Raw genomic sequence first — 26,493 nt, forward strand, 5'->3', positions numbered from 1 at the left:
AAAAATTTAAATAACAGATTAATATGAAAAAATATATATTAAATAAAAATTCTTGGAGATATTTTTCTCTTTTGAGTTTCATGTTTATAACAATACTATTTGTGAGTTGTGAGGATGATACATCTGTAGGTGGCGAAATAACAATTAATAAAGTGTTTTTAGAAGATGTTAACTCAACAGTACAAGATAGAGAAGTTTCATTTGTTCGTTTATTTCAGTTAATACGCATTGAAGGCTCTGGTTTTACTGGTCTTAAAAAGGTTTATATTAATGGTTTTGACACCTTTTTTAACGTTGCATATGTTTCTGATAATTCAATGATTATTCGTGTTTCTGACGACACACCTACTACTGATGCCGAAGAAAGCGTTAGAAACACTATCCGCTTCGTAAATGATAATTTTGAAACGATTTTTTCATTTGAAGTTCGCGCAGCAGCACCAACTATAACGAACATTTCTAATACATTACCTAACTCAGGAGAAGAAATAACAGTATATGGTACAGGCTTATTAGAAGTAACTAAGGTTATCTTTCCGGGTAATGTAGAAGTAACTACTGGGATTACTTTTGATGAAGAAGATGGTGAATTTTTCACAGTAACTGTACCTAGTGGTGTTTCTGATGATGGCGGATCCATACTTATTGAAACGCCAAATGGAGGTGCATACTCTCCAGCATATTTCAATTTTAAACCAGGATTATTATTGAATTTTGATGGTGCTGGTACGCTTGGAGAATTTGGTGATACGATCACTCAAGATGAGTTACAATCTACTTCTATTGGTGAAGGAAACGTATCTCAAGGAAATTACGTGTATCATGGACCTACAGATAGCGAACCTTTTGCTGCAGGTACAAACCGTGATTCTGAAGTATTTACATCAGGTGGTGAAAGTTGGAGAACTCAATTTGCAACAACTATACCTCCAACTACACCGTTAGATGAAGTTGGTTTTCAATTTGATGTTTTTGTACCAGAACCTTGGGAAGGATCAGGTTTCTTACAAATCCTTCTTATCAATAATTTTAATGGGGGAGAATGGACTGGAGGAACTTATAACTATGTCCCATGGATTGTAGATGGTGAAGTGGAAGCTTTTCAAACTACAGGATGGACAACAGTTACAATCCCTTTCACAGATTTTTATAGTTTTTCTGATAGTGATACTGAGTTCACTTTTGAAGATGTATTAGCCCTAAGAGAAGGCGCTACATATAAAAACTTTGGCTTTTTCTTTAATAATACAGATGTCCTTTTAAGTAATGTAACTGGAGGTCCTAGTGATGTAGAATTTCCATCTTCAGCAACTTCTGTTAGTATTTATACTGATAATTGGAGAATTGTATCGTTAGAAGTACCAACTTTAAGTGATTTTCCTGAATAAATTAGAGATATGTTGACAATTTCAGAAGTATTATTAATTAAAAAAAAAGATATGAAACTTAAAAAATTAATATTCACATTTGCCCTCGCATCTGCACTATTTTCGTGCGATGATTCTATAATGGAATGGAAAGAAACAGCCGATGAAAATAAAATAACTACGGCAGAATTACCTTTAGAACTAGCTGAAAAAATTGAACGGTATGAAGCTTTAAACACTTACACAGACTTTATTCTGGGAGATGGAGTAAGTATAGACTTCTATTTAAACAATGAAGCCTATCGTAATATAACAAATGAAAATTTTGATGATGTTACAGCAGGTTACGCCATGAAACATGGCCCTATGGTTACTGCAGATGGAAGCTTAAACTTTACAAATGTAGATGCCTTTATCGCTAAAACAAAAGAAGCTGGATTATCAGTATTTGGACATACTTTAGCTTGGCATCAAAATAATAATGCTAGTTATTTAAATGGCTTAATTGCTCCAACAGTAATTCCTGGATCCAGCGGTTCAAACTCTCTTGATCTGTCTGGTTTAAAAGATGCTTCTCTTGATGGTTGGGCAGGAAATTGGAATACGGCAATTTCTATAGTAGAAGGAGAAGGTTTATCTAACACTTCACAAGCAATACAAATGATTGCAGATGGAACAGCAAACCCATGGGAATTACAACTAGGAACACCAGCAATACCAATTGTAAGTGAACATAGTTATGAAGTTTCTTTTTATATCAAATCCGATCAAGCTGGACAAGGACGTATTTCTTTTGATGCTAATTTAGTAAATCAATATCCATGGGTGGATTGGTATAGTAATGGGAGTGGCACAGAATCATTTGCTACTACTTCAGAATGGCAACAAGTTAAATTTACTTTAGCTGCAGCAGATTTTCAACCTACCGCTACAACTTTCATGTTTAATTTCGATTTAGGCTATTTATCTGGTGTAACGTATTTAATTGATGTAAATACTATTTCTGTAGTAGATTTGGATGCAGAACCTTCATTCGTAAATATTATCACTAATGGAGATTTTGAAGATGGCACTATAAATCCTTGGTCTGGTTATGGAAATGATTCTTCCAGAACAATATCGGCAGATGGAGAAGGATATGGAGGCACTGGTTATGCTATGGTATTAACTAACCCAACTGAGGCTCAATCATATGAAGCACAACAAGTATATGCTTTTGATGCTCCTTTAGAATCTGGAACAGAATATACTTTTAGTTTCTTTGTAAAATCTACTTCTCCAGCAACGCTACAAGTTGAACTTCAAAATGAAAGCTATGGTGGCGATTATTCAGGTGGAATAGTTGTAGGTAATACTTGGTCTCTAGTAACTAGAACAATTACGCCTTCTACTGATGATAAAATTAGATTTATTTTTGATTTTGGTGAATCGGCTACAACCTATTACATCGATGATATAATATTATCTTCTGGAGAAGTTGAAACAGCATCGGAGCCTACCATTGTTGAAAAAACAGAAGAGGAGAAAGCTGAAATTATAGGTGATGCCTTGGAAAGTTGGATTTCTCAAATGGTTGGTCACTATAAAAATGATGTGCATGCCTGGGATGTGGTTAACGAGCCAATGAAAGAAGGTGGATCATTAAGAGATGGTAATATAGCTGAATTGGCAGATGATGAATTTTATTGGGTTAAATATCTTGGTCAAGATTATGCTGTAACCGCTTTTAAACTAGCTAGACAATATGGAAATCCGGACGATGTGCTTTTTATTAATGATTATAATTTAGAATCTAGTTTAGCTAAATGTGATGGATTAATAGAATATGCCAATTATATTGAGAGCCAAGGAGCCACTGTTGATGGAATAGGAACTCAAATGCATATTTCTTCTACTAGTGACAGAGATAACATTGTTGAGATGTTTAAAAAACTAGCTGCTAGTGGAAAGCTAATTAAAATTTCTGAGTTAGATGTTAGACTTGGAACAAATGCACCAACAAATGACCAATTAGCGGAACAATCAGACATGTACAAGTTTGTTATAGATATGTACAAAGAGCATATTCCTGTATCTCAACAATACGGAATAACCATTTGGGGTATTTCTGATAGTGTAGAAGAACACGAATTTTGGCTACCAGACGAATCTCCTTGTTTATGGGATGCAGATTACAACCGTAAGCATGCATATAAAGGTGCTGCAGATGGTTTTGCAGGTCGTGATGTGAGTGAAGATTTCACTGGAGAACTTAACTAACCTCCAACTTTTAAAAGTTATATATTTAATCCCTTACAGCTAATTTTCATTTTCATGATTAGTAGCTGTAAGGGATTTTTCTATAATAAAGTATAGATGAAAATCTTGAAACATCATTAATATTTTTACCTGAATTATTTTTATCCTCTCCTCTAATAATTACAGTCTCTATTATATTTTTTAATTCTATTCTCTTTTTAACTATTTTGATAAAAACTTTACTCAGCCACTTCAAATTAAAAGAAACTCATATTTACCTTTAAGGTAAATTAAAATCTTAGTCATAAAATCCTATTGTGTGATATTGTAGTAAAATAAGATAACAGATACTTAAGTTTATTCTTTTCTAATATTTTTTCTCAAAAACATACATAAAAAACAATTTAATAGCTTACTCATATCTTTAAATTATTAGTTAAAAATCTTTCTATTAAAAAGATAAAACACACAAAAAACTACAATTAGAAAATGAAAGCTCCCTTGGTTTAAAAAAAATACATAAAAAATGCCTTATAATTGTTACAAAATGAAATTAAATATAACTTTTAATTTAAAATTTAAAACTTCAATAAAGCGATTCACTTAAATATTAAAAGCAATACTATTTTTTTACTTACAAATTAGCATTCAAAATTATAGATTTTAATAAAAACGTTTGGTAGGAATATTGGTTAATATATATCTTCAAAAAACATTACCTAATCAGTCTGTTTTTTTAACCCTATAAAACCAAAAATTATGATAACACTTGCCAAACTTTTAATTGATATAATTTTATTTATTATTTCATTAATATGAATTAACTACTAGTAAAACTTAGTCTAGAATAAGTTTTACTATTTTTGTATTAAGAAACATATTAAAGTGAAAAAACAAGTTTTCAAATTTTTAGCTAAGGTTAACAAAACAATCTTACCTAGTTACTCAAAAAAACAATTAGATTTATCAAAAGCAACCAAACTACAATTAGCCATTATTGGTTGGCGTTTGTACATAACAAAAAATGCTTTGGATTAATATTTACAATTTTAATAAGCTAAATGTTAGAAACTACACTTATAATACCAACTATTAAAATTAAAAAAAGAACAAATCCTCTAAACTGTTCTTGAGAAACATTATCAAGTGTTTTTTTTCCAATCCAAGTTCCAAAAACACTTACCAGAATTAAAATAGGGACTAAATACAAATCGTGTTTATGCATATAACCATTAAAGTAATACACAATAGTTCTGCTAAAATCTACACCTAAATCTATAACAGCTGATGTTGCTATAAATTTGTTTTTATCCATTTTAAAAGCAGCTAATGTTATACCTCTTATAGCACCACCAGTTCCTAAAAGCCCAGCACTTAAACCAGAAAGTGCCCCTCCAATAATTGCATTTTTTGTTTTTGGAAGAATTTTTAATTGTTTAAAAATCAAAAACAATAAGCTTAAGATTATTAAAAATAATCCTAAAATATATGTTAATACTTTAGGATTAAAATATTGGCTAAAATAGGCGCCCAACGAAACAAATAGAATAGCAGGAATACCTAAAGAAACCACAATTTTTTTATCTAGCCCTTTTTTAAACAGAACAATCTTAGACACATTACTAGATAAATGATACAAAGCTGTTATACCTAAAACAGACTGAAAATCGAAAAAAAAATTAGCAATGGGAACAAAAAACACTGATGAACCAAAGCCTCCTATAGTACCAAGTATTTCTGCTATAAGAGAAAGTATTATGAAAATAGGAAGATATCTAGTTAGCAAAATTTGTCTTGATAATTATAAATAAGTATTATTTAATAGCCTCTTCATTTATTATATTTTCCACTGTAACAGGTTGTATAAGTTGTTGCTCTTCTAAAACAACAACAACCAATCTAACATAGTCATTTACAGTTTCATTTATTGATTCCGGATCTGTAATATCTATATATCCTTTCCAAATAAGTTCTCGTTCCTTAGTCGGACATATACAGTACATCGATGTTTCTGTTTTATAGATAGTATATTCTTCATAATATTCTGGATTGTAAAATGCATCTTGATATTTTAAATAATCTTCTCTAAATCTTCTATGGGTACTATCATATCCATCATAGTCTTTTCTGTATGCAATTTTATCTTGTACACCAATTACTTTTGTAAATAAAATAGTATCAAATCCATCATTAATAAGATTGTTTTCGAGTGCTTTAAGCTCTTCTTCTGTTTTCTTTTCAGTAGTAAATGAAGTCTCAAAAAAACCAAAGCTCATTATAGCTTCTACTCCTCTAGATTCATATTCATCTTTTAATTGCATTTCAAACTTTTGTCTTGCTTGTAGATTAGAGGTCATACCAACTAATAAAACTTTATTAGGATAATAAACATCTATATCTGGATTTTTCCAGTTTTCAACCAACTCTGTTGTTGAACAACTAATTATTAAAAAACATAACGCTATTATTTTTATAAATTTCATTTTATTTTTTTTCTATTGAAGTAGCCTTTTCTGTTTACCTTCTTTTATAATACCTTTTATAAGTGAAAATAATTGAGTCTTTAATGTTCTGTTCTTTTTTAAAAATTCACTTACCTCAATAATGAGTTTTCCGTGTTCATCTTTATAGGCATTCTCTTCATCAATTTGATTTATACCATCTACCATGACTTCAAGCCCTCTTTCATGTATTATTATGGTATCAATCAACATATTGGTTTCTTTTTGTAATGCGCTCAATTGTTCTACAATTATTTTACTCTTTGCAAAATATTTAGAGTCTATAAGTTGTAGTGTATATGATTTAACTAAATCATCAAAAAATAGTTGCTCATCTTTTACAAACATTAATTCAGACAACCATTTACGTGAATCATTATGTATGATTTCTGTACTTAACCAAGCTTCGTATTTTGCTTTAATTCGTTTTGTTTTCATAATAATATTTTAAAAAATTAAAAAGCAGAAAGTAATATTTTGAAGATATATTGCTTTCTGCTTGAATAGAAATTAATTAACTTGAATAACTTTTTTAGGCGCCTCTTGTTGTATAATTTCTTCTTTTTTTAATAGCTTAACATTTAAAATGCCATTTTTATAAGATGCTTTTATGTCTTGTTCTAAATCTACAGATGGAGGAAGCATCATTGATCTTTTGAAAGATTTATAACTAAATTCCTTACGGGAATAATCATCTTCTTTTTGCTCTTCTTCTACCTCTTTTTCACCACAAACACGAAGTACTTCTTCTTGGATGGTAACTTCAAAATCTTTTTTATTAAAACCAGGAGCTGCAAACTCTATTTCAAAATCTTTATCATGTTCTTTTACATTCATAGCTGGTAAAAGACTATCATTTTCAAAGAAATCATTGTTAAAAAGATTATCAAATCTTGTAAGACTATTTAAACTATCAAAATTAGAAGGAAATAATCTTTCTCCCCATGGTCTTAGGAAACTGTTACCACTCCATGGAGTTACTAATCTGTTATCAAAAGGTGATGACAGGTTTCGTTTTCTACGTTTCATTAATGTTGTCATAATATTATTATTTTAAGTTAAACTTATTTATATAGCAACACTAACTTAATGATATGTAATATCTTATGAAATGATATTAATCAGTTTAGCAAACAATTTTTCCTACTATCATTTTATAATAACACTTTTAATGTATTCAAATATTTGCGTTTTTAAATTATTAGACTTTTTTACAAGAAGCTCTACATTGTATTCTATTTTTACATGTGTTTCTATAAAAAAGTAATCGCAATCTATATCGTCACACTCCAGATATATTTTAATATGTTCCTCGTGAGATATTAATTTATTTAAAACTTCTTTACAGTCTATAATTACATTTTGAATTTCAGTTTTATATAATTGCAAAGTCTCAAATAAATTAATAATGCCCGAATTATAAATATCTGAATCTATTAAGCTTTTTAAAAAGACAAAATCAATTTGTAAAAAATCAATTTGGTTTTTCCATTTTTTTGTATTATACTCCAATTCTTCCATTGTTTTATCTCTATTAAAACTTTTAAAATCTGGAATAGTTTTCATGATTATTCTCTTTTATTATTATATAATTAATCTTTCTACATCATTTAATTTAGGGCAACTAACTTGCCAACCAAACGTATCTTTTAATTTTATTCTGAAGACATTAGCAGCTGATGATTCTCCATGAATTAGAAATGTTTTTTCTGGAACATTTTTAATTGCACTTAACCAATTTATTAGGTCATTTTGATCTGCATGTGCCGATAAGCTTTCAATGCTTTTAATACTAGCTTTTACAGAATAATACTTACCAAAAAACTTAATCTCGTGTGTGCCTTCTAATAATTGACGCCCTCTAGTCCCTTCTGCCTGATAACCCACTAACAAAACAGTTGTAGAGGTTTCATCTATAAATTGTTGTAAATATGTTAATACCCTACCTCCCGTAACCATACCGCTACCTGCTATTATAATTTTAGATCTTTTATCATCAATAGTTTCCCAAGTTTCTTTATAAGATTGAATAATATTTACATGATTACACATGGCATTATAATCTGCATTAGATAATTTATGCCATTTAGGGAAACGTTTAAAAACTTGTAAAACATTATTTCCCATAGGGCTATCTACAAAAATTGGAATATTAGGAATTTTATTTTTTTCATATAATTTCCAAAGAATATACATAAGTGTTTGGAGCCGCTCTACCGCGAAACTTGGAATAATAAGATTCCCTTTTTTATTAATAATATCTTTTATTAAAGAAACTAGTATTATTTCTAAATCTTCTTTTGGATGTAGTTTATCTCCGTAAGTGCTTTCAATGAATAAATAATCTGCCCATTCTGGCTTTTTGGGGTCGTCTAATAAATAATCGTTGTTTCTTCCAATATCTCCTGAAAACACAAGACGTTTTCCGTTTATATCTAACTCTATAAATGTTGAACCAATTATATGTCCGTTAAATTGAAAACGATAGGATATTTGGTTAGACAAGCTTACCCATTTATCTTCTATCTCAACTTGAAACAATCGTATTGTTTTTTCTGCATCTTTTAAAGTGTAAAATGGTAGAGCTGGATTGTGCTTAGAGTATTTTTCTTTATTAGCTTTTTCAGCTTCTTCCTCATGTATTTTAGCACTATCTTTAAGAATAATTTCAGCAATGGCTAATGTAGGTGCAGTACCAATAATTTTTCCAACAAAACCTTGTTTTAATAATTTTGGTAAATATCCAACATGATCTAGATGTCCATGCGTGAGCAAGACGATATCTATACTTGCAACATTTACAGACAAATTATTCCAATTAAGTTCGCGTAATTCTTTAAGCCCTTGAAACATTCCACAATCAATAAGAATTTTTTTATTAAAAGCTTCAATAAGAAATTTTGAACCTGTTACGGTAGCTGCTGCTCCTAAAAAATGAACTTTTGCATAATCAATCATCTTTTTAAATTTTATTGATTACAGAGTTGTTTTATTTCATTAAGAATTTTTTGTTTTCTAGTATCTGAAATCCCCAAATGATCTAGGTAAAAAACATCTCCAATTAATTCCCTACACAGTACTACATCTCTACTTAATAAAAATTGTTTTTCTCGATTGCTTAACAAAGTAGATACTGTAATTGGATACAATCTTAACCTATCTATTCTATCTTTTAAACCATTATTTTTTGGGCAATCCCAACTTAACAAGTATAATCCAACACAGTTACCATAAACTAAAGCATCTTCTGTAAATCTTGTATTTGTTACGACCCAACCTTTTGACAGTATTGTGTTATTTTCTAAATTAAAATCACCATTTGCTTTTACATCTTGATATCTTGAATTTATATATAATGGAATTTTAACATTACAATTTAATCCTTGCTCACCATGAAATTTACATTCTATTATATGAGTTTCATTATTCTTGGTTGCTATAACATCTATTTCATGTTTAACACATTTACCTTGTATAATTTTACCAACTTCTATATTATATCCTGAATATTTTAAAATTGCTCCTACAAAACGTTCAAAAGGAAAACCAGTGGGTCCTAATTCATAAATAGCATTTTTAAGCTTGTATTTTGATGCCAAATAACTTTTCTTTTTTTTAAGTAAAGCAAATGCTCTATTATAAATTTCTTTTGTTGAAATGCCTTGATACAACTCCCCTACTACAGTTTCAATTATTGTTTCAACTAAGGTGTTATCTGCACCTGTTCGTTTAAGTGAACTGCGGAGTTTTTCTAATGAAAATTTAACATAATCACCAGAAGATTTAATAATATCAACTGAGCTAGCATTCATGTTTTAGAAATAATATTTTTTTTAGTTTCTTAAATCGTGCATAACCAATATAGGTACAGCTGAATGATATGTTATGTCTTTTACTAATGGCTGTGTTAATATGCTTCCAAAAAACTTATGCTTTTTATTAATAAAAGCCACCATATCACTATCTCTACTTTCTACAAAACAGTTAATACCCGTAGGTATTTCCACATATCTTAAAGTATGAAATGAGTACTCAACACTTTCAAAAATAGCTTCTAAAAGTTTTTTGTTTTCAAGCTGCTTTTTATCTAGCTTACCCTCTTTTGAAATATGTAAGATGCGTATTGCGGCATTACACGTTTTAGCAACATCTACCAAATACTTTAATTCACGTCTTTTAAAATGTGTTTTATAGCTAGTTGGAAATACTATTTCTTTAGGTAAATTGTGGTTTGCTTGTTCTGGTACAACAATTACAGCACAGTTTCTCACTTTTTCCATAACACTTAAAGCTGTACTTCCATAAACAGTTTTTCTAGAGTTTGTCTCACCTCTAGTTCCCATAACAATAATTTCTATGTCCTTTTCTTCAACTATATTTTTTATAGCTTCTAAAGCACTATTAAATGTTGTTATTGGTATAAAATTATGTTTAGAATTTTTATTATCTCTAAAAGCAATAGTATCTAATACTTTTGCCAATCCGTTCTCAGAATTTAATTTGGATTCTTCATATAAAGCACTTCCTGGCTCCATATTAATTAAACTATCTATAACATTGGATGTGGCAGAAAAAACGTTAAGTACATAAAAATTACAATGTTCATTTTTATATAATTCTAAAGCATAAAGTAAAGCATGCCATGCGTTTTTCGAAAAATCTGTGGGTAATAATACATTATGTTTCATCACTTTTCTTTTTAATATTTATTATTAAATGTAATATCTATAAAACCTTGATGAAATGATAAAAATCAACTTAACAAGGTACTACTAAAAAAGGCACTGTTGGATGAAATCCAATCTTTTTAATCACAGGTTCATTTATAATATTTTCAATAAAACTGTGTTTATAATTTACCATAACAAGTATGTTTATTTCTAGCTCTTCAATAAAATCTTTAATTTCTATTTCTTTTTTTGAGTAATCTGGTATCCAATGAAACGTATGATTATAATTATTTAAATAACCTTTTAGCATCATTAAGTTATATTCCTGAACATCATTGAGTTCCTTTTGAATATTAATGTGCATAATTCTTATTTTAGAGTCATATAAATCTGCTAATTCCTTTAATGGTTTTAATTCTTTATTGCTATAAAAGCGATTATAATCTGTAGGGAAAGCTATTTGAGATGGTGTAGTAAAATCGTACTCTTCTGGTATTATTAAAACTGGACAAAGTTTAACGTTTTTTATAATACGCATGGTATTAGTGCCAAAGAAAAACTCATTAGCTCCAGTTACCCCTTTAGTACCCATAATAACCAAATCTATATTACTTTCTTTAACAATTCTTTTAATAGCACTTATTAAATCGTTTGAACTTATAATTATTTCAAATTCATGATTTGTGTTTGCATCAGATGTTTCTACCAACTCTTTTAAAGCTAAAATTTCTTTCATTGCCTCTTCATTAATGGATTCTATAAAACTGCTTGTTATATAAGTTCTAGAAGACATTGCCTTCAATTTTGTTGAGTGCAAAAAATAAAAAACACATGATTCATCTTTATATAATTTTAAAGCATAAACTATAGCACTCCAGGCATTATCTGAAAAATCGGTGGGGAGAAGTATTTTTTTCATGATTTATTATTTATCAATTATTGATGGAATTACTAAAAATGGAATTTTTAAATGAAATCCTATGTGATTAATTACCCTCTTAAAGAATAAATTCTCAAAAAAATAATGTTTATTATTAACCATAATCAACATATTTATTTTATTTTTTATTTGAAAATTCTCAATGGCATCTTCAACATTCTGATTACTTATATTATGAAAAAGGATTGCTTTTTTTTGTGATTTTTTTTCTAAAATCTGTTTGTTTTTTTCTTGGTTTTCAGATAAATCATAGCCATAAGATGCATGAAGCACATGAACTCTAGAGGTATGTGTTTTAGCAATTTCAAGTATTGGTTTTAAGTGTATATCTTTAAACTTAACTTCATAATCTGTGGCAAATAGTAGTTCATGTGGTTTTTCATAATTAAAATCATCTGGAATTGCTAAAACTGGGCATTTTACTTGATTTAATACATGAACGGTATTCGACCCAAAAAGCACCTCTTTTGCTCCTGTAGCTCCTTTTGTACCCATAACTATTAGGTCTATATCATTATTTTTTACTTGGTCTTTAATTTCTGGAATTAAGGAATTAAAAACAGATATTTTTTCGAAATTATGGTTAGAATTTTTATAGTTGCTTTGAATTTTTTTATAGATATTATTTACATTTTTAATTGAAGTTTCTCGAACAGCATCGTTTAATCCAAATTGAGATGGATTAACTAAAACATATTCAATATGGTATACTATAGGTGTATAAGTATTAAGTAAATAAAACGTGCAAACCTCATCTTTATATAATTGTAAAGCATATTTAATAGCATTCCATGAGTTCTCTGAAAAATCTGTGGGAAGGAGTATTTTTTTCATGACTTTAATTTTTAAATTATAAACTAACACGCTTAATATTTTGCAAAGCCAAAAATGGAATGCTAATATTTAAACTTATTTTATCAATGGGTGATTGAAATAATATATTTTCTAAATGTGAATGTCTTGTGTTAACCATAACAAGCATATTAATTTTGTTTTCTGAGATATAAGTATTAATAGTGTCTGTAATATGTTTGTTGTTAATAGTATAAAAGTTAATATCATTTTTACAAAGTGTTTCTTTTAAAAATGCCTTATTATCCTCTTGTCTTAAGGATAACTTATTGCTTTTTGATACATAAAGCACATCTATATTTGCTCTAAAAGGAGATGTCATTTCACACAATAATTTCAACTCTCTTCTTTTAAAAGGGATTAAATAATTTGTAGGGAACAATACATGTTTTGGCTTAGCATAATTACAATTACTAGGAATCGACAAAATAGGGCATTCTACATATTTTAATACTTGCAATGTATGGCTACCAAAAGTTAATTTCCTTTCATTGGTTTTACCTTTTGTACCCATGACAATAATGTCAATATTTTCTTCATTAACAATATTATCTGCTTCATCTACTAGTAGATTATTAGAACATATAATACGATATGTAAATCTGGGATTAGGATACTTTTCTTTAACCTGTTTTAATAGATCTTCTAATTGTTTTTTAGACTGCTCACCAACTATTCTTGTAACCTCACTTAATGTTTCTCTTGTTAATAAGGTTTCATTAATATAAATATCATCTTGATAAGCATGCATGAAATAAATAATACTAACCTCATACTTAAAAAGTTGCAATGCATAGCTAATAGCATTCATTGCATTTACCGAAAAATCTGTTGGAATTAATATCTTTCTCATTTCTAAGCTATTTATAACTAACAACTTAAAAGTAGTAAGTCTATAATGGAAAAAAAATGATATTAATCAGACATCTGTCTTATTTTATTAATAAAATAGATTTTAAAAACAAAAAACGGCAAAACTTAAAGTTTTACCGTTTCTCTTGAATTTTTAATTTTATCATTCTATAATTATATTGTTCTGTTAATAATAACACAAATATCCCCAAAAAAAAGATAATACAATTACATTATAATAACCTCAAAAACACTCTATCAAGATTTCACCTAGTTACAGCAGCAAAGTCTGTTTTTTTTAAATAGAAACAGGAAGTCGAAACTTCCTGTTTCATCAAAGAATTTAATTCTATTATTCAAACTTGATAAAAAACATTTCCTTTCTAACAAAAAAATGTTAAACACTTAGCTAAATAATAATTTTAAACTCTTTTGCCGTCTACAAAAAATTTATAGACCTTTTAGATTTTTGTAACCAACTCTTAAAGAACGTATAATAAATAATAGTACTAATTTATATTAGGAATATTAAAAAAACTATGACATTAATCAGTTATACAAAAAAAAATTTAAACTTAGGTTCTTTTAACATTTTTATATTAAAATTATAGGTTTAAATCTAAAAATTGATTCTTATCATTTCCATATAGTTTCAAATAATATATTTTTTATAAACATATAAAAAGGGAAAACTTTTTTAACTTAATAGGGCACTAAACCATATGCTATATTTAGTAAAAAAAGCCCTGTAAGAAAAAGCAATATATATATTACTTGAACAAATTTTATATTAATGAATTCTAAAAAAGAAACTGTTCGCTTTGGAAAAACAAATAAACATAATCCTATAAATAGTGCTACCCAACCTATAACCGTAATAATAAGTTTCCAGTTTGGCTCCCATACATTATGAAATAAAATATTTAGCAGTCCAACAATTATAGCAATAAAAGAAGTAATTGTAAGAAATTTTCCATCTTTTAATTCTAAAAAAATTTATCTTATACGCTTAGGGTTAAAACTTAATATTACAAAAAACACAATTAGATACCAGCCCCAAAATTTTGCTAAAAAACAGATGTATTTTCCATAACTTAAGTTTTTATTCATGTAGTACTAAAAAAGGTATGTCTGTATGGTAACTTATCTCTTCAACTAAAGGATTGAATAATATACGTTGAAAATAATTTAAGTTTTTTGCAACCATCACTATTAAATTTATATCTCTACTTTCAACAAAACACTGTATAGCTGATTCAATGTGTTTATTTGTTAAAAAATGGAAGCTACTTGTGTATTTGTTAAAATAATCTTCTAAATATTCTTTATTTTTTTGCTGATCATTATTTAGTTTATAATCACGTTTATTTATATGCAACACCCTTATAGAGGCTTTTAATAAATCTAAAATTTCAAGTATTGGATTTAGTAACCCTGAAGAATAGAAAGCCGAAAAATCTGTTGGGAATGCTATTTCTTTTGGTTTTACAAACTTTGCGTTTTCTGGAACCACTAGGGTTGTACATTTTACCCTAGTTATAACACTTGCTGCATTACTACCTATTATTAACTTTTTTAAACCTGTTGCTCCTTTTGTTCCAATAACAATAAGATCAATTCTTTTCTCTTCAACATGATTTCTAATGGATTCAATAAAAAAGTTATAATCTGTTAGAGTAAAAAAACGGTGATTTGCTTTTAATGGTAAACCACTAATACGTTTTAAAAATTTTTTTAATTTTACTTTTGATGGTTTAATTAAGGTATCTTCAATATGATTTTGAGATGGAATATAACTACTTTCTGAATAGACTAAATTACTAACAGTAGTAACATGTAATAAATAGAAATTGCAGGAATGTTTTTCAAAAAAATTGAGAGCATACTCAATAGCATTCCATGAATTTTCAGAAAAATCTGTAGGGATTAAAATATTTTTCATTGCAATATAACTTATTACAACAAAAGTATATTCAAGAAATTTTATATAACATGATTTTGGTCATGTTGAAAACCAAATCGAAATACTTAGTATATTTGCTTAAGTTTATTAAGATTGAGAATTTTGATGTTTCTACCTTCTACTTCAATAAGTCCTTCTTTTTTGAATTTTGATAAAGTTCTAATAAATGTTTCAGATGCTACTCCTGCAACACTTGCTAGATCATTTCTTGAAATCTTAATAGGATCATTTGGTGTTTTATTTAATTTTTCAGCAAACCTAAGTATGGTTGTTGCTGTTTTTTTATTTACCGAACTATAAGCCATTTCTAACAATTGATTTTTAACCGTAGTAAGATTATCTGTAAGTAATTGAATGAGCTCTAATGTTATTTTATGGTTGTTTTCTAAAATGTCCTTTAACTCATGTTTTGAAATACCTACAAGTTCTGCATCATTAATGGCAGTAGCAGATTCTTGATAAGGCAAATTTTGAGTGAAGGAGGTGTACCCAAATAAGTCATCTTCTTTATACAAAGCTGTTATTAATTCCTTACCATCTTCATCAATTTTGTGATTTTTAACAATCCCTTCTCTAATTAAATATATGTAGTTAGAATTATGTCCTTCTGTATAAATAATATCACCTTTAATATGATGAAATGTTTTACCATTGTCATCAAAAAAGTTTTTTAAATCGTTTAGTGTTTTTAAATCATCTTGAGAAGTTTCACTTTGCTTAATAATAAGGCTAGTTCTTTCATCTCTTAAAATAGCTGCTTTTGCTAATCTACTTTCTATAGCACTTATAAGTTCTGCCTCGTTAAATGGTTTTGTAATATAATCATCTGCCCCAAGATCCATGCCTTTCCTAACATCTTTACGCTCTGTTTTTGCAGATAAAAATATAAAAGGAATATATTTTGTTTCTTCACTTTTACCAAGAGCTTCCAATACACCATAACCATCTAATTCTGGCATCATTATATCACAAACAATTATATCTGGCAAATTACTTTTTGCTATATTAAATCCTTCTCTCCCATTTGGAGCTGTTGTTACTGAGTAGTTAGATAATTCTAAAAGTTCTGCTGTGTTTTCCCTTAAAACGGTATCATCTTCTATTAATAAAATTTTTTTCATAAGTCTAGACTTCTTTATAAAATAGCTTTATTAGGTACTTTAATTGTAACTTCAGTTCCTTTACCTTCTTTACTTTCAAATTCTATAGAACCTTGCAAGTTTTCTAAATGAGATTTTACAATATTTAATCCTATTCCGGTTCCTTGAGTAAGCAAAGCGTTTCCTGCTCTAAAATAACGATTAAATATATTCTTTTGATCTTTTTCTGGAATTCCCATCCCTTCATCTTTAACTATAAGTGTGGTTATACCTCCACTTTGGTTTACCTTTAAGTGTATAATGGTATTTTCTGGCGAATATTTAATAGCATTATGTACTAAATTTGATAATGCTAATTCAATAATTTTTTCGTCTTGAAATAACGATATATCATCAACATTTTCAGGGTATTTAATTTGCTGCCCTTCCTTTAACAACATATTACAATTATAAACAACTTCGTTAACTATTTTACTAAGCTTAAACTCGCTAAAATTATAATTTACTTTTCCTGTTTCTAACTTCTCAACTGATAGAAAATCATTTAAAATATTATTTAGGTATTGCACTTTATCTGTAATTGTTTTTAAATGCTTGTCCCTTTTTTCCTGTTGTTCTGTTAATTGATATTTACCTAATAACATTGCGGATGTTAAAATACCTGTTAAGGGTGTTTTAAATTCATGCGACACTAATGATAAAAATTTTGTTTTTAACTCGTTAAGTTCTATCTCTTTCTTTAATGCCTTTTTTGTTTCTTCTTCGGCTTCTATTCGTTTTACATTTTCAGTTTTAAGGTGCTTATTAGCCACTTTCAATTCACTTAATGTATTATTTAAAACCTTGGTACGGTTAGCTACCTTTTCTTCTAATCGAGCATTTAATTCATAAATTTGAATTTCTTGTTTTTTACGTTCAGAAATATCAATTACCAATGCCATAACATATGTGTGTCCATAAACCTCAAAAGGGTTAAGTCCTATTTCTATTGAAAAATTTGTACCGTCTTTACGTACACCATAAAGATCTCTTCCTTTTCCCATTTGTCTACGCTCACGATTTTTCATAAAACCAGCAAAATGACTTCCATGATTTTCATGATATCGGTGTGGTATCAAAACTTGTAAAGGTTGCCCTATAAGTTCCTTGTTTTTGTAACCAAAAATAGTTTCTAAAGCAGAATTAGTTTCCATGATATTTTGATTTGTATCAACAACCAAAACTCCCTCAGAAACTGCATCCAATAAAATATTAAAAATCTCTTGATCTTGTTGAAACATAAGCCTCTTTATAAATATTTTTAAAAGCATTAAAAATAGTGCTTTTAATTAGGAATTATAATACAATTCATGATTAAAATCATAATTAAACAATTTTAAAACTTTTAAATTTATAATCTTAATCTTAGATTAAAATAGATGTCCACTATTAAAAAATATAGTTTTGATTTTTATCAAGCTATTGGTAAATTGTTTTATGCTATAGCTTCTGCAGATAAAAATGTGGAAGAAGAAGAGTATCATAAATTTAAAGATATTGTAAAAAAAGAATGGGTATTACTTGATAATTTTGGTCCTAAAGATGTTTATCAAATTAAGATTGTTTTTGATTGGTTAAATAAGAACAAAAAATTAAATCCTGAAAAATGGTTTAAAGATTTTTTAATATATAAAAATAACAACGAAAAACTATTTACAAATAATATTAAAACACTTATTTTAAAAACCGTAAATGCTATTGCTTATAGTTTTTCAAGTATTAATAAATCTGAACTCATAATGATAGCAAAACTAAATTTAGAGTTTAAAAAACAAATACAAAAAAATGAAAAGTAGTTTTGATAACATTTTAGATACTAACAAAATAATTTTGGTCGACTTTTTTGCTGGTTGGTGTGGACCATGTAAACTGCTAGCTCCAATTTTAAAAGAAGTAAAAAAAGACCTCACAGATTCAATAAAAATAATAAAAATTGATGTTGACAAAAATCAAACTCTAGCTGCTAAATATCAAGTACGTGGTGTACCAACCATGATACTTTTTAAAAATGGTAATCAAATATGGAGACAATCTGGTGTACTGCAAAAAAATGATATTATTTCTATAGTAAAACAGCATCTGTAAAATCTCTTCCTCATGAGGAATATCATTTTATAATAAGAATAAAGACTATATTTTTAGACTATTATTAAAAATATATGTCATGAAAAAACTATTAATTATACTGTTAATAATTCCTGTTTTTATGTTTTCACAAACAACAGAAGAATTAGATTTTGTAGCTCCTTTTAATGATAATGTAGCAGCTGTTAAAAAAGATAATTCATGGGGTTTTATAAATGATAAAGGTGATGTTAGTATTGCTTTTAGAGATGATTTAGTTTTAACTAAAATAGAAGGACAACACTACCCTATTTTTAAAGATAATCGTTGTTTAATTTCTGAAACTAAACAAGGAATTATATACTTTGGTTATATTGATAAAACAGGTAAAACTGTAATAGAACCTAAATTCCTTAATGCTTTAAATTTTAATAACAACCAAGCTTTGGTTTTAGAGTTAATAAAAAGAACAGTTGGCAATAACGATATATTAGAAAAACCAGTAGTGTATAATAAATACTTTGAAGTAATAATTGATGCTGAGGGAAACATAAAAAAATATTTAAATCCAGAAGGTATTAATATCTTCTTAGACAAAAAATTTCTTGACAAACCACCAAAAATAATATCCAAAATTATTTCAAATAATTTAGTGTCTACCATGAATAAAAATGAGAAATGGTTTATTCAATCTATAAAATGAAAGCAAATTTAAATTTAGGTACAGTTTTCGGAATTAAAATAAAAGTGCATTGGACATTCTTTTTTTTAATAGCATGGATAGTTTTCAGTGAGCTAAAACGTGGTAGTACTACAAATAGTATTTTATTTAATATAGCACTAATTTTCGCCGTTTTTGCATGTGTTGTATTACATGAATTAGGACATGCTTTAACCGCTAAACGTTTTGGCATTAGCACAACAAAAATAACCCTACTACCTATTGGTGGTCTGGCAAGTTTGGAGCGAATTCCAGAATCGCCTAAAGAAGAATTATTAGTAACATTAGCTGGTCCTTTGGTTAATATTATTATTGCATTAATTATCTATTTTATTGTTCCTGTAAATGAATTTATGCATTTAAATTTCACAGAAACCTTTGAGGTATTAATGAGTCTTACATTCAAAAATTTTCTTTTCTTTTTATTTATAGTAAATATTGGTTTGGTTGTCTTTAATATAATTCCTGCTTTCCCTATGGATGGTGGTCGAATTTTAAGAGCAATCTTAGCCATGAAAATGAATCGTGTTAAAGCAACTCAAATAGCATCAAGCATTGGTCAATTTATTGCAGTTATTTTTCTACTATTAGGCTTATTATACAATCCTTTTTTAGTTTTAATTGCGCTTTTTATTTTTTTAGGTGCTTATGGCGAAAATCAAATAGTACAACATTTGGCTTTACTTAAAGGACATAATGTAGAAGATGCTATGATAATTAATATGACAACTTTTAGTCCTGAAGATTCTATAGATTTAGTAGTAAATAAAATAATTTCAAGTACAGAAGCCAACTTTATAGTTTTAAAAGACTATGAAATAAAAGGCATTTTATATCATAAAAACATAATAGATAACTCTAATAAAAATGTTTTGGTAAAAGATGTTATGGATACTGATTTTAAAACAGTTAAGCATACAGATGATCTTAAAGAAATATATAATATTGTTTTTACCAAAGAAAAGTCATTCATACCTGTAGTTAATAAAGAAAAACTTGTTGGAGTTATTGATGCTACCAACCTTAATGAGTATATTTTATTACAAGCTAAATTATCCTATTAAATATGAAGATAATTTAATTAACAACCCTTCAATAATTATGGGAGACGAACCTAAAGGCAATTTAAATAGTCATAACTCTGAAAATGTTTTTAATATTTTCGAACAACTTAGTAATAAACAAGATTAATCTCTACTAGTTGTTACTCATGACGAAGATTTAGCAAAAAAACAGATAGAATTATTACTATGGAAGATGGTAAAATTATATCATAACATTTATGCGTTTTTAAAAAAAAATGAGGTAAATTAGTAACAAGAATCAAGTTTTATAAGACCTAATATTCGTCATTTATAATTAGCCCTTTCAAAGTTACTTTTAATTTTAAACCTCTAATAATTAGAAAAGTAATGAATAAATTACAAATCATAGAAAACAAAATAACTAAGTTAACTACTTTAATAGAAACTCAGTACCCTGAGTTGTATACATTTTTAGAAGAAACGCCTTTAACTATGCCCTCTATAAATCATCCAGATATTAATACTCAAGTAATGGAAGATTATTTAGAAAGCTTACGCCATTTATTAGAACATCATATTGAAATCCATAAAAATAAGTAGATGGCTTATATAGATTATTATAAAACATTAGGTGTTTCAAAAACTGCATCAGAGGCTGATATAAAAAAAGCATATAGAAAATTAGCTAGAAAACACCATCCTGATTTAAATCCAAATGATAAGCTTGCGGAAAAGAAGTTTAAAGAAATTAATGAAGCCAATGAAGTTTTAAGTAATCCTGAAAACAGAAAAAAATACGACAAATATGGCGAGCATTGGCAACATGCCGAAGAATACGAAAAAGCAAAACAGCAAGAACAATATCAACAAAATTATCAAGGCTCTTCAGGTGGATATTCAGAAGAAGACTTTTCAGACTTTTTCGGAAATATGTTTGGTGGTAGAGCTTCAACAGGTAGTAGCAGACAAGTAAAATTTAGAGGTCAAGATTTTAATGCCGAATTACAGCTTGATCTAAAAGATGTTTATACATCACATAAACGCACCTTAACGGTTAATAATAAAAACATTAGAATAACCATTCCTGCAGGTATAGAAAACGGACAAACAATAAAAATAAAAGGACACGGAGGAAAAGGTGTTAATGGTGGTCCAAATGGTGATTTGTATATCCAGTTTTCTGTTTTAAACCATTCAAAATTTAAAAGAGACAAAGACAATCTTTATGTAACTATAGATTTAGATTTATATAAAGCCTTATTAGGAGGAGAATTTATGGTTGATACTTTTAATGGAAAGGTAAAACTAAATATAAAACCAGAAACTCAAAACGGAACTCAAGTAAAACTTAAAGGAAAAGGATTCACTAAGTATAAAAAAGAAGATCAATTTGGTGACTTATATATTACCTACCAAATAAAAATCCCTACTGACCTTTCTGAAAAAGAAAAAACATTAATTAAAGAGTTACAAAAACTACGTTAATAATGGAAACACAAGATTTAATACCTATTCAAATACTATGCAATCAATATAAAATTCCGGTTTCCTTTATAAATACACTACAAGAATTTCAGCTAATAGAAATTATAGTTGAAAACGAGGGTTTTTATATACATAACAAACAAATAAAGGAAGTTGAAAAAATGATTCGTTTACACTATGATTTAGATATTAATATAGAAGGTGTAGACGCTATTTACAATCTACTTAAACAAGTTAAATCTTTAAAGCAAGAAATAACAATGCTTCATAACAGATTAAGACTTTACGAAGATTTATAATATATTAAAATGGAACCAATAAAAAAATGGCTTTCAGAAAACCCTACACTATACAATGTTTTTAAGTATATTTTATTAGTTGCTTTTGTACTAATTTTAATTCAACTAATAAGACGTTTTTTAAGAAAACAAGTTACAGATACTTCCCTACGCTACAAATCTCAAAAAGGTATAGAAATTATTGGCTATATAGTTCTAATCCTGCTGTCACTCTCATACTTCACAGGTAGTATTAAAGACTTCACACTTGCTATTGGCTTATTTACAGCGGGAATTGCTTTTACGCTTCAAGAGCTTATTTTAAGTATTGCAGGCTCATTATATATTTTTATTGTTAAGGTATATAAACCAGGAGATAGAATTGAAATTAATGGTATTAAAGGAGACGTTATAGATGTGGATAGTATTTATACTACTATGATGGAAATTGGTCAATGGGTAAGCAGCGATAATTATTCTGGTAGAATAGTAAAACTAAGCAATGCTTTTGTTTTTAAGGGTCCTATTTATAATTACTCGCAAGACTTCCCTTTTATTTGGGATGAGTTTAATTTACCTATTAAATATGGTTCAGATATGGAATTAGCAAAATCCATAGTCATTAAAATTGCTTCTGAAACACTCTCTGAATATACTACAAACTCTAAATCGCAATGGAAAGAAGTTGTAAATAAATATTACATAGAAGATGCCATGGTAGACCCAACACTAGCCATTACATTAACAGATAACTGGATACAGTTTAACTTAAGGTATATTGTTGATTACAAGAAAAGACGCTTTACTAAGCATAGTTTAAATGATAAAATTCATGCAGAAGTTGAAAAATCAAAAGGTAAAGTAGTTTTAGCCTCTACAACTTTAGAGCTTATTAAAATTCCAGAATTAAAAGTTAACATAAAACGAAATACTAAAAACGAAATCTAGTTAAATTTAATTAGACTTTAATCTATCAATATCACTGCTCATGAGGCATATATTAACATTAAGAAAAAGCCTGTTCAAAATTAGTAAACTGCAAACTTTTTTGTTACTCCAACTGATGAATATCATTGCGGTTTTTTATATAACCATATATCTTTAATTTAAAAATAAATCAATGAGAACAAAAGTACATATACAAAATCTAAAATATGATGCTTGCAAAGTAACTATAGTTAATAAACTTTCTGAAGTAAAAAATATTTCTGGAGTTGAAGTTGACCAAGATGAAGAAACAGTATCATTTGATTATTATACACATCATGATTTTGATAGGGCAAAACACATTCTTTCAATAATTGGTTATCCTGTTTTAGGAGCAGATAATAAATTATAGGTAAAAGCAAAACCCAATACAGGTCGAAAAATGAAAAAATTCATAAAGAAAGCCTATACATTTATAATAAAAAAACATGGTTAGTGTAACAAATATCACACTTATGATATAACTCATAAATTAATTTAGCTTGAAATTAAAACATACAAAATGGAAACAATACAACAAGAGCAAGAAGTCGTATCTATGCCAAGAATTGGAGATAAAGCTCCTTCTTTTACGGCCGTAACAACACAAGGAGAAATTAATTACCCTGAAGATTATGCTGGAGAGTGGTCTATTTTATTTAGTCATCCAGCAGATTTTACACCAGTATGCACTTCAGAATTTATGACATTTGCTTATATGGAAGAAAAATTTGCCAAGGCAAATTGTAAACTTATTGGATTATCCATAGATGGTTTATACAGTCACATTGCTTGGTTAAGAACAATTAAGGATAAAATTGAATTTAATGGAATGAAAAACATTGAAGTAAAATTCCCTTTAATTGAAGATATAACAATGAATGTAGCCAAAAAATATGGAATGATTCAACCAGGAGAAAGTAAAACACAAGCCGTAAGAGCAGTGTTTTTTGTGGATCAAAAATCTATTATTAGAGCCGTCATTTATTATCCATTAAGTTTAGGAAGAAATTTTGATGAAATTTACAGAGCCTTAGTCGCTATGCAAACCTCTGATGCTTTTAATGTTGCAACCCCTGCAGATTGGAACCCAGGAGATGATGTTATTATTTCTCCAGCAGGTTCTTGTGGCGTTGCAGAAGAAAGAATGACCTCAACAGAAGAATTAGACTGTAAAGATTGGTTCTTTTGTACTAAAAAACTGGATAAAGATTTAGTTTTAAAGGAAATACTTAAAAAGTAAACTACTATTTAATTTGATAAAAAAGAGCCTTAAATTTAAGGCTCTTTTTTTTTAGATGATTAAAATTTATATTGAATAAATACAGTTAAATTTCTTCCTGGATCTGTAATTGGAGTTTTTCCAAAATCGGCTTGATTTGTAAAAGAGAAGTTTAAATGATTGTTGTAAGCTTCATCAAATACATTTAAAGCCGCAACACCTAAAGTTAAATTTTTATATGGCTTTACGCCTAAACTAATATCTAAAGTTTGGTAGCCATTAGTTTCTGTTTCTCCAAAACTGCTTGAAATATGATCTTGCTTACTAGTTACATTATATTGAAAATTTGCCCAGTATGTTGGCTTTTCTAAACCAAGTGATAACTTCGTTGTGAATGGAGCTGTAAGTGGTAAAGATTCGTTTAAATCTTTATTTTTTGCATAAACATAAGCTAATTCTGTTTTAAAATAAAAGTCCTTTAAGAAATCTATTTGAGCCATTGCTTCAAAGCCTGTTTTATAAGCTTTATCTAAATTCCTAAAAACTTTAGGGTTTCTAGGTTCTGCCATTGGCATATACTTTCTATTTAAACTTTTATCTACAACTGCCACGATGTAGTTTTCAAATGAAGAGTAATAAAAAGATGTAGCATATTTAAAAGTGTTTAATGGTGAATGTCCTTTAAACCCTATTTCAAACTGATTATTAACTTCTGCTTTTAAGTTAGGATTTCCAATGTATTCGTAAGGATCTTGACCTACAGTGAAGTGATTAATATAACGCTCAATCATATTAGCCGAACGTACACCACGACCATAAGCAGCTTCTAAAATTAAGTTATTTGAAACTAGTTTTTTAACAGAAACAGTTCCACTTACATTATTTTCTGTACGTTTTTCTAAATTGTACATTGCAGCAAAATCATCTTCTGGGTCTTTTATGTCTGATATTACCATATCATAACGTAAACCAGCAGTTACAATAGTAGAATTATTTACCGACCATTTAGCTTCTGTAAATACTCCAAAATCATCTATTGATGAATCTTGCCAAACTTTATCATTAAAAGTCATTGGTATTGGTAAAGGGTTTCCATTCATAATTTTAACTAAACGTGTTCTTCCTCCTTCTCTTCCAATATGCATTGCATCAAAACCACTAAAAATATTCAGCTTCAATATAGGTTTCCAATTTAATTCTAATTTTCCTCCAATAGTTGTAGCATTAACATCAGATGTTGCTTCCATCATCGTAAATGTTGGTCTATTTCTGTTATGCATTAAATGATTTACATAACTGTAATAGGCTTTAGCTGTAAAGCCTTTAACTGTTTCACTTAGGTTAGATATTTTATACTCTAAAGATATAATACTACTATTGTCATAGTCTGTATCCATTGGCAAAGCGGCGTGCAATATATCTCTACCAAAAGATTGTCTCCAATGCGCTTGTAAACGTTGGTTTTTTGTAAAATTGTAACCTAATTTTACTCCATAATCTGTACTTCTAAAAGAGGATGGAATTTCAGTTCTATTACCATCTTCATAGTTCCCAAAATCTCTGTAGCCTACATTTCCAACAACATCGTATTTGTCTTGAATGTATTGTAGTTGAACCATATTTACAAAAGAACTTCCGTTACTTTCATATCCTGCTGTAGCTTTTCCGTGTAAACCTCTGTCTTGGTAATTTGGTTTTTGTGTAACCATATTAATCACACCACCAAAAGTAGCTCCATAACGTACCGTATAAGGCCCTTTTATAATTTCAATTCTCTCAATTTCTTCAGGAATAATATGAGTTGTTATTGGGTCCATTCTATTTGGACAAGCATGCATGGCTTTAGTTCCTCCATCATACTGAATGTTTAGTTGTTCATATTGCGAAGCTCTAAACGAAGGATCGATTGCATAGTTCCCTCTTTTTATAACAGAAAACCCATTAATATTGTTGAATAAATCGGCAACGTTTTTTGGCTGAACAACTTTTTCAGCATAATTATTAGATAACGTTGTAAGTACTGGATCTGTAATTGTATTTCCAGTGATTAATACTTCATCTAATTGTATTTTTTTTTGGGTTGTCGAGTCTTTTGCTTTTTCATTTTTTTCTTGAGAAAAAGACATAGCAGAAATTAGCGTGCATAACAACACGCTATAAAATATTTTCATTTTGTAATATTTATAGTTATTTAAAAAATCTGTTCAATA

28 protein-coding genes are annotated in these 26,493 nt (G+C 28.3%); 13 read left to right on the forward strand and 15 right to left on the reverse strand.

Annotated elements, in window-relative coordinates:
- Positions 1-23: 23 nt before the first annotated feature.
- From BT151_RS09615 to BT151_RS09625, 3 genes are all read left to right on the forward strand, one after another.
- Entirely contained in the window at positions 24-1,388 is a 1,365-nt protein-coding gene (locus tag BT151_RS09615; protein WP_072401624.1) for a glycan-binding surface protein, read from the forward strand.
- 51 nt (positions 1,389-1,439) lie between these two features.
- Positions 1,440-3,626, forward strand: coding sequence for an endo-1,4-beta-xylanase (locus BT151_RS09620; protein WP_072402626.1), 2,187 nt, complete (start codon positions 1,440-1,442; stop codon positions 3,624-3,626).
- Between the two features lie 864 nt (positions 3,627-4,490).
- Positions 4,491-4,643 carry an SsrA-binding protein gene (locus BT151_RS09625; RefSeq protein ID WP_072401626.1) on the forward strand — a complete coding sequence of 51 codons (153 nt, stop codon included), beginning with the start codon at positions 4,491-4,493 and terminating at the stop codon, positions 4,641-4,643.
- Positions 4,644-4,662: 19 nt separating this feature from the next.
- Here BT151_RS09625 and BT151_RS09630 read toward each other — a convergent pair whose 3' ends face one another.
- From BT151_RS09630 to BT151_RS09700, 14 genes are all read right to left on the reverse strand, one after another.
- On the reverse strand, positions 4,663-5,391 hold the full coding sequence (locus BT151_RS09630) for a sulfite exporter TauE/SafE family protein (RefSeq protein ID WP_072401628.1): 729 nt from the start codon (positions 5,389-5,391) through the stop codon (positions 4,663-4,665).
- 28 nt (positions 5,392-5,419) lie between these two features.
- Positions 5,420-6,088, reverse strand: coding sequence for a hypothetical protein (locus tag BT151_RS09635; RefSeq protein ID WP_072401629.1), 669 nt, complete (start codon positions 6,086-6,088; stop codon positions 5,420-5,422).
- 12 nt (positions 6,089-6,100) lie between these two features.
- The gene (locus BT151_RS09640; protein ID WP_072401630.1) at positions 6,101-6,544 is read right to left on the reverse strand and encodes a hypothetical protein; all 444 of its coding nucleotides are present in this window, start codon (positions 6,542-6,544) and stop codon (positions 6,101-6,103) included.
- 72 nt (positions 6,545-6,616) lie between these two features.
- Positions 6,617-7,147, reverse strand: coding sequence for an Hsp20/alpha crystallin family protein (locus tag BT151_RS09645; protein ID WP_245794777.1), 531 nt, complete (start codon positions 7,145-7,147; stop codon positions 6,617-6,619).
- Between the two features lie 108 nt (positions 7,148-7,255).
- On the reverse strand, positions 7,256-7,672 hold the full coding sequence (locus BT151_RS09650) for a hypothetical protein (RefSeq protein WP_072401631.1): 417 nt from the start codon (positions 7,670-7,672) through the stop codon (positions 7,256-7,258).
- A gap of 18 nt (positions 7,673-7,690) precedes the next feature.
- Positions 7,691-9,064, reverse strand: a complete 1,374-nt coding sequence (locus BT151_RS09655) for an MBL fold metallo-hydrolase RNA specificity domain-containing protein (RefSeq protein WP_072401633.1) — start codon at positions 9,062-9,064, stop codon at positions 7,691-7,693.
- Positions 9,065-9,075: 11 nt separating this feature from the next.
- Positions 9,076-9,918 (reverse strand): restriction endonuclease, encoded by an 843-nt coding sequence (locus tag BT151_RS09660; protein ID WP_072401635.1) that lies wholly within the window; start codon positions 9,916-9,918, stop codon positions 9,076-9,078.
- Positions 9,919-9,939: 21 nt separating this feature from the next.
- Complete coding sequence (locus tag BT151_RS09665) at positions 9,940-10,794, reverse strand: universal stress protein (protein ID WP_072401637.1); 855 nt, start codon at positions 10,792-10,794, stop codon at positions 9,940-9,942.
- A gap of 70 nt (positions 10,795-10,864) precedes the next feature.
- Entirely contained in the window at positions 10,865-11,695 is an 831-nt protein-coding gene (locus BT151_RS09670) for a universal stress protein (protein ID WP_072401638.1), read from the reverse strand.
- 6 nt (positions 11,696-11,701) lie between these two features.
- Entirely contained in the window at positions 11,702-12,550 is an 849-nt protein-coding gene (locus BT151_RS09675) for a universal stress protein (protein WP_072402628.1), read from the reverse strand.
- 16 nt (positions 12,551-12,566) lie between these two features.
- Positions 12,567-13,421, reverse strand: a complete 855-nt coding sequence (locus tag BT151_RS09680; protein ID WP_072401640.1) for a universal stress protein — start codon at positions 13,419-13,421, stop codon at positions 12,567-12,569.
- Positions 13,422-14,522: 1,101 nt separating this feature from the next.
- Positions 14,523-15,362 (reverse strand): universal stress protein, encoded by an 840-nt coding sequence (locus tag BT151_RS09690; RefSeq protein WP_072401641.1) that lies wholly within the window; start codon positions 15,360-15,362, stop codon positions 14,523-14,525.
- Positions 15,363-15,448: 86 nt separating this feature from the next.
- Entirely contained in the window at positions 15,449-16,504 is a 1,056-nt protein-coding gene (locus BT151_RS09695; protein WP_072401643.1) for a response regulator, read from the reverse strand.
- A gap of 14 nt (positions 16,505-16,518) precedes the next feature.
- On the reverse strand, positions 16,519-17,763 hold the full coding sequence (locus BT151_RS09700; RefSeq protein WP_072401645.1) for a PAS domain-containing sensor histidine kinase: 1,245 nt from the start codon (positions 17,761-17,763) through the stop codon (positions 16,519-16,521).
- A gap of 138 nt (positions 17,764-17,901) precedes the next feature.
- Here BT151_RS09700 and BT151_RS09705 point away from each other — a divergent pair, with 138 nt between their 5' ends.
- The 10 genes from BT151_RS09705 (at position 17,902) to BT151_RS09755 (ending at position 24,304) form a co-directional block, all read left to right on the forward strand.
- Positions 17,902-18,318, forward strand: coding sequence for a hypothetical protein (locus BT151_RS09705; protein WP_072401647.1), 417 nt, complete (start codon positions 17,902-17,904; stop codon positions 18,316-18,318).
- A complete protein-coding gene (gene trxA, locus BT151_RS09710) occupies positions 18,308-18,607 on the forward strand; it encodes a thioredoxin (RefSeq protein ID WP_072401649.1) in 300 nt (99 codons plus the stop codon). Before BT151_RS09705 ends, trxA begins: the two co-directional genes overlap by 11 nt.
- Before the next feature lie 79 nt (positions 18,608-18,686).
- The gene (locus BT151_RS09715; RefSeq protein ID WP_072401651.1) at positions 18,687-19,289 is read left to right on the forward strand and encodes a WG repeat-containing protein; all 603 of its coding nucleotides are present in this window, start codon (positions 18,687-18,689) and stop codon (positions 19,287-19,289) included.
- Positions 19,286-20,371, forward strand: coding sequence for a site-2 protease family protein (locus BT151_RS09720; RefSeq protein ID WP_072402629.1), 1,086 nt, complete (start codon positions 19,286-19,288; stop codon positions 20,369-20,371). The genes BT151_RS09715 and BT151_RS09720 overlap by 4 nt, the downstream gene beginning before the upstream one ends.
- 348 nt (positions 20,372-20,719) lie before the next feature.
- On the forward strand, positions 20,720-20,932 hold the full coding sequence (locus BT151_RS09730) for a hypothetical protein (protein WP_072401653.1): 213 nt from the start codon (positions 20,720-20,722) through the stop codon (positions 20,930-20,932).
- Positions 20,933-21,817 carry a DnaJ C-terminal domain-containing protein gene (locus BT151_RS09735; RefSeq protein WP_072401655.1) on the forward strand — a complete coding sequence of 295 codons (885 nt, stop codon included), beginning with the start codon at positions 20,933-20,935 and terminating at the stop codon, positions 21,815-21,817. It abuts the gene before it with no gap.
- A gap of 2 nt (positions 21,818-21,819) precedes the next feature.
- On the forward strand, positions 21,820-22,116 hold the full coding sequence (locus tag BT151_RS09740) for a chaperone modulator CbpM (RefSeq protein ID WP_084647919.1): 297 nt from the start codon (positions 21,820-21,822) through the stop codon (positions 22,114-22,116).
- 9 nt (positions 22,117-22,125) lie between these two features.
- Positions 22,126-23,043 (forward strand): mechanosensitive ion channel family protein, encoded by a 918-nt coding sequence (locus tag BT151_RS09745; protein WP_072401659.1) that lies wholly within the window; start codon positions 22,126-22,128, stop codon positions 23,041-23,043.
- Between the two features lie 172 nt (positions 23,044-23,215).
- Positions 23,216-23,434 carry a heavy metal transporter gene (locus tag BT151_RS09750; protein ID WP_072401661.1) on the forward strand — a complete coding sequence of 73 codons (219 nt, stop codon included), beginning with the start codon at positions 23,216-23,218 and terminating at the stop codon, positions 23,432-23,434.
- A gap of 150 nt (positions 23,435-23,584) precedes the next feature.
- Positions 23,585-24,304 carry a peroxiredoxin gene (locus tag BT151_RS09755; RefSeq protein WP_072401663.1) on the forward strand — a complete coding sequence of 240 codons (720 nt, stop codon included), beginning with the start codon at positions 23,585-23,587 and terminating at the stop codon, positions 24,302-24,304.
- 59 nt (positions 24,305-24,363) lie between these two features.
- Here the strand turns inward: BT151_RS09755 and BT151_RS09760 are convergent, their stop codons facing one another.
- Positions 24,364-26,454: a TonB-dependent receptor gene (locus BT151_RS09760; RefSeq protein ID WP_072401665.1), complete on the reverse strand. Its 2,091-nt coding sequence runs from the start codon at positions 26,452-26,454 to the stop codon at positions 24,364-24,366.
- Between the last annotated feature and the right edge of the window lie 39 nt (positions 26,455-26,493).

The sequence above is a fragment of the Flaviramulus basaltis genome, assembly GCF_900114265.1.
GTDB lineage: Bacteria > Bacteroidota > Bacteroidia > Flavobacteriales > Flavobacteriaceae > Flaviramulus > Flaviramulus basaltis.

Excerpts from the sequence above, each read along its gene's own strand:
- BT151_RS09615 (WP_072401624.1), top strand. The coding sequence starts at position 24 with ATGAAAAAATATATATTAAATAAAAATTCTTGGAGATATTTTTCTCTT.
- BT151_RS09620 (WP_072402626.1), top strand. The coding sequence starts at position 1,440 with ATGAAACTTAAAAAATTAATATTCACATTTGCCCTCGCATCTGCACTA.
- BT151_RS09635 (WP_072401629.1), bottom strand. The coding sequence starts at position 6,088 with ATGAAATTTATAAAAATAATAGCGTTATGTTTTTTAATAATTAGTTGT.
- BT151_RS09640 (WP_072401630.1), bottom strand. The coding sequence starts at position 6,544 with ATGAAAACAAAACGAATTAAAGCAAAATACGAAGCTTGGTTAAGTACA.
- BT151_RS09645 (WP_245794777.1), bottom strand. The coding sequence starts at position 7,147 with ATGACAACATTAATGAAACGTAGAAAACGAAACCTGTCATCACCTTTT.
- BT151_RS09650 (WP_072401631.1), bottom strand. The coding sequence starts at position 7,672 with ATGAAAACTATTCCAGATTTTAAAAGTTTTAATAGAGATAAAACAATG.
- BT151_RS09655 (WP_072401633.1), bottom strand. The coding sequence starts at position 9,064 with ATGATTGATTATGCAAAAGTTCATTTTTTAGGAGCAGCAGCTACCGTA.
- BT151_RS09660 (WP_072401635.1), bottom strand. The coding sequence starts at position 9,918 with ATGAATGCTAGCTCAGTTGATATTATTAAATCTTCTGGTGATTATGTT.
- BT151_RS09665 (WP_072401637.1), bottom strand. The coding sequence starts at position 10,794 with ATGAAACATAATGTATTATTACCCACAGATTTTTCGAAAAACGCATGG.
- BT151_RS09670 (WP_072401638.1), bottom strand. The coding sequence starts at position 11,695 with ATGAAAAAAATACTTCTCCCCACCGATTTTTCAGATAATGCCTGGAGT.
- BT151_RS09675 (WP_072402628.1), bottom strand. The coding sequence starts at position 12,550 with ATGAAAAAAATACTCCTTCCCACAGATTTTTCAGAGAACTCATGGAAT.
- BT151_RS09680 (WP_072401640.1), bottom strand. The coding sequence starts at position 13,421 with ATGAGAAAGATATTAATTCCAACAGATTTTTCGGTAAATGCAATGAAT.
- BT151_RS09690 (WP_072401641.1), bottom strand. The coding sequence starts at position 15,362 with ATGAAAAATATTTTAATCCCTACAGATTTTTCTGAAAATTCATGGAAT.
- BT151_RS09695 (WP_072401643.1), bottom strand. The coding sequence starts at position 16,504 with ATGAAAAAAATTTTATTAATAGAAGATGATACCGTTTTAAGGGAAAAC.
- BT151_RS09700 (WP_072401645.1), bottom strand. The coding sequence starts at position 17,763 with ATGTTTCAACAAGATCAAGAGATTTTTAATATTTTATTGGATGCAGTT.
- BT151_RS09705 (WP_072401647.1), top strand. The coding sequence starts at position 17,902 with ATGTCCACTATTAAAAAATATAGTTTTGATTTTTATCAAGCTATTGGT.
- trxA (WP_072401649.1), top strand. The coding sequence starts at position 18,308 with ATGAAAAGTAGTTTTGATAACATTTTAGATACTAACAAAATAATTTTG.
- BT151_RS09715 (WP_072401651.1), top strand. The coding sequence starts at position 18,687 with ATGAAAAAACTATTAATTATACTGTTAATAATTCCTGTTTTTATGTTT.
- BT151_RS09720 (WP_072402629.1), top strand. The coding sequence starts at position 19,286 with ATGAAAGCAAATTTAAATTTAGGTACAGTTTTCGGAATTAAAATAAAA.
- BT151_RS09730 (WP_072401653.1), top strand. The coding sequence starts at position 20,720 with ATGAATAAATTACAAATCATAGAAAACAAAATAACTAAGTTAACTACT.
- BT151_RS09735 (WP_072401655.1), top strand. The coding sequence starts at position 20,933 with ATGGCTTATATAGATTATTATAAAACATTAGGTGTTTCAAAAACTGCA.
- BT151_RS09740 (WP_084647919.1), top strand. The coding sequence starts at position 21,820 with ATGGAAACACAAGATTTAATACCTATTCAAATACTATGCAATCAATAT.
- BT151_RS09745 (WP_072401659.1), top strand. The coding sequence starts at position 22,126 with ATGGAACCAATAAAAAAATGGCTTTCAGAAAACCCTACACTATACAAT.
- BT151_RS09750 (WP_072401661.1), top strand. The coding sequence starts at position 23,216 with ATGAGAACAAAAGTACATATACAAAATCTAAAATATGATGCTTGCAAA.
- BT151_RS09755 (WP_072401663.1), top strand. The coding sequence starts at position 23,585 with ATGGAAACAATACAACAAGAGCAAGAAGTCGTATCTATGCCAAGAATT.
- BT151_RS09760 (WP_072401665.1), bottom strand. The coding sequence starts at position 26,454 with ATGAAAATATTTTATAGCGTGTTGTTATGCACGCTAATTTCTGCTATG.